1 pseudogene is annotated in these 2,459 nt (G+C 58.0%); it reads right to left on the bottom strand.

Annotated elements, in window-relative coordinates:
- Positions 1–1,158: 1,158 nt before the first annotated feature.
- Positions 1,159–1,662 (bottom strand): annotated as a pseudogene (locus tag RX328_RS43315) (formyltransferase family protein); the annotation flags it as partial.
- Between the last annotated feature and the right edge of the window lie 797 nt (positions 1,663–2,459).

Below are 2,459 nucleotides of genomic sequence, written 5' to 3'. Positions count from 1 at the left end.
GCGGTCGATCTGCGGGGGCGCCAAACGACTGGCATCAAAGTGCCATCGAAAGCTCCCTTCCAGAGCGCAAACCTCAAACGTCAGCAGATCACCGGATAGGGGCGTATCACTTGGGTTTGACGCAGGAGACGCGCTATTTGCAGTAACCGTAACGCCAACGGGCCAGGGACGGCGCGATCGTAGCGCCTCCGCCCCCCGCAACGTCGGGTAGCGCGCGATAAGATCCCGCGCAAAGCTATCGTACTGCCTCAGCCGAGCGCACTCGGCCGCCACCGCCCTGCGCACCTCTGCAAAATCGTGACCGATATCTATGATAATTTCCATTGGCACGACAGAAGCGATAAGCACCTCCACCGCCTTCATCCCGGCTCGCGAACCATTCGCTGCGGGGGTCCATCCCAATCGAAGCTCTGATTCTCCAGTGACGCGAGCGAGATAGATCAGCCAAGCGCTCAATAGATATTCCGTGCGATCATTGGGGGACAGCTCGGCCAAAGCACTTGGAATGAGCCATGAACTCGACTGCCATTGGGGCGGAGCCGCAGCTACTGAAGACGACTGATACGGAAGCTGCAATATTTTAAACTGCTCAAGCCGTTGTCGCCAAAAACTCTCCCGAAGCGCCAGCATTTCATGCGTAACAGTTATACTCCGCGCCTGACCATCGTTTAAGATCGGCAGGCGATCGCCTTCATCCAGATCGGAGCACCTTGCGAGTGCCCGCGCATCCAGAGCCTGATCATCCAGGCCGCCAAACCAAACATCAACATCCTCTGTCCCGGTCGCCACACGCCAGTGGCGGGGATGGATTTCAACCAGGGAGCCCGCCGGAAAGCCCGAGCGCCTCACCGTCACCTCCAAGCACCTGACTGCGACAACGTCATCGCCCACGAGAACCTTGGACAGACACAAGGGATTGGCATGATACGGCCCAAAATCCAAGGCGCGTGTCATTGCTGACAGATCTTGCGCGGATCGATCCCATCGCAGACACCCCGCAGCATCTGGGCGTCGACGCCTCGGGAAAACACTTCTGTCAACTAGCGCCTGCGGACGGGCACTGAGCTCTCCATTTGTTAAGCCGGTCAAAAGCTCACGGAAGCCCTCGATCGCGGCTTCATAACATTTGAGGTTCAGCGTTAACGCCGTATCGCTGGGCGCAATTAAGACGTGGCGCTGAACCACCAGAGCACCAGCATCAACCCGATGATCGATACGATGCCACGCGATGCCATGTTCGGCCTCTTGGGCCAGCAGCGCCCAAGACGTCGCGTGAGTACCCGCATATCGTGGCAACGGACCGTCATGGTAGTTGAAAGCGCCTTGACGGGCTCGCTCAAACACCACTGGCGGCAAAATGAACGGGTTGGCAACCGAAAAAATCCACTCAACCGGTTCGGTCTTCAGCAACGTGGAGAGCTCTTCAATGCTCCCAACACACTGGATATTGGCGTGAGCGGCCCAATCGGCGAATGTGGCGTCGGCACACAGCGCCGCGCGGATGTCGTGACCCTTCTCCCTCGCTAGCTCAGCACACCTGATGGCCAGCGTACCACTACCAACAAAGACGGTAGAACCGATTGGGGAGGTTGCAAGTCGTTGCCCACCACAATCGCCTGACTCGCAAGCGTTTGGCTGCGCCAGAGGAGACCAATGCGCCATCTTCACCCCTCAGCCAATGCATGCGGTTCCCGGCCAAGGCGCGCGCCACATGGCGACCTAAGCCTGTCACACTCGTCAGGATTTGCTCGGGAATTGCCGCACTGAATGCTAATCGACTCCGGCCAGCCATGAGAGTTATCCAGCGCTACGAATGACAGCGACATCCCCGACGGACGCCACAACGCTTCATTTGGCGGGATCGCACTCAACCGTGCAGCGTCTATCGAAGTGAGAATCAATCGAGCAAGATTCCTCTGAATGTGTGGGCGCGGGGCCGACCGCGGGACCGATATCGTCCTTTGGATCCTCACTGTCTCAGAGCAATCCGCGTGCCACCAAACAGGTTGTGGAGGGCTTACTTGAAGAGGGAAAAACCACTCTTTGCGCCGCGGCGGCGAAATACTTGATCCTCTGTGTTCGGTTCCGGACACTACATCGTCAATTGGACACGGCTGTTCGCGACAATACAGAGCGGCATATTAAGAACGGTTGTTTATGCATAACTCATCGCACCAGCATGCGCTTTTCGGCGCTTGCCATTGATGCCGCCGTACCTTTGCCCTGCTCAGAGACCCCGGCCGAACTGGTGAGCCAGGCCATGTGCTGCCCCTGAACCCAACATAGCCAACGCGTCGGCACGACCATCATTTCGTGGCGTGCCACAGGGCTTTGGTACCCCCGCCCGCAATTTAACGGCATTGGAAGCATGGCTGCGCGCACGATTGTCTGAAATGGGCCCCGATTTTGGGGCCATTTGCTTAGTTGGAAACGGCTGCTCCGTTTGATAGACGGAGCGG

The organism is Bradyrhizobium sp. sBnM-33 (genome assembly GCF_032917945.1).
GTDB lineage: Bacteria > Pseudomonadota > Alphaproteobacteria > Rhizobiales > Xanthobacteraceae > Bradyrhizobium.
This window is presented reverse-complemented; position numbering and strand designations above follow the sequence as displayed.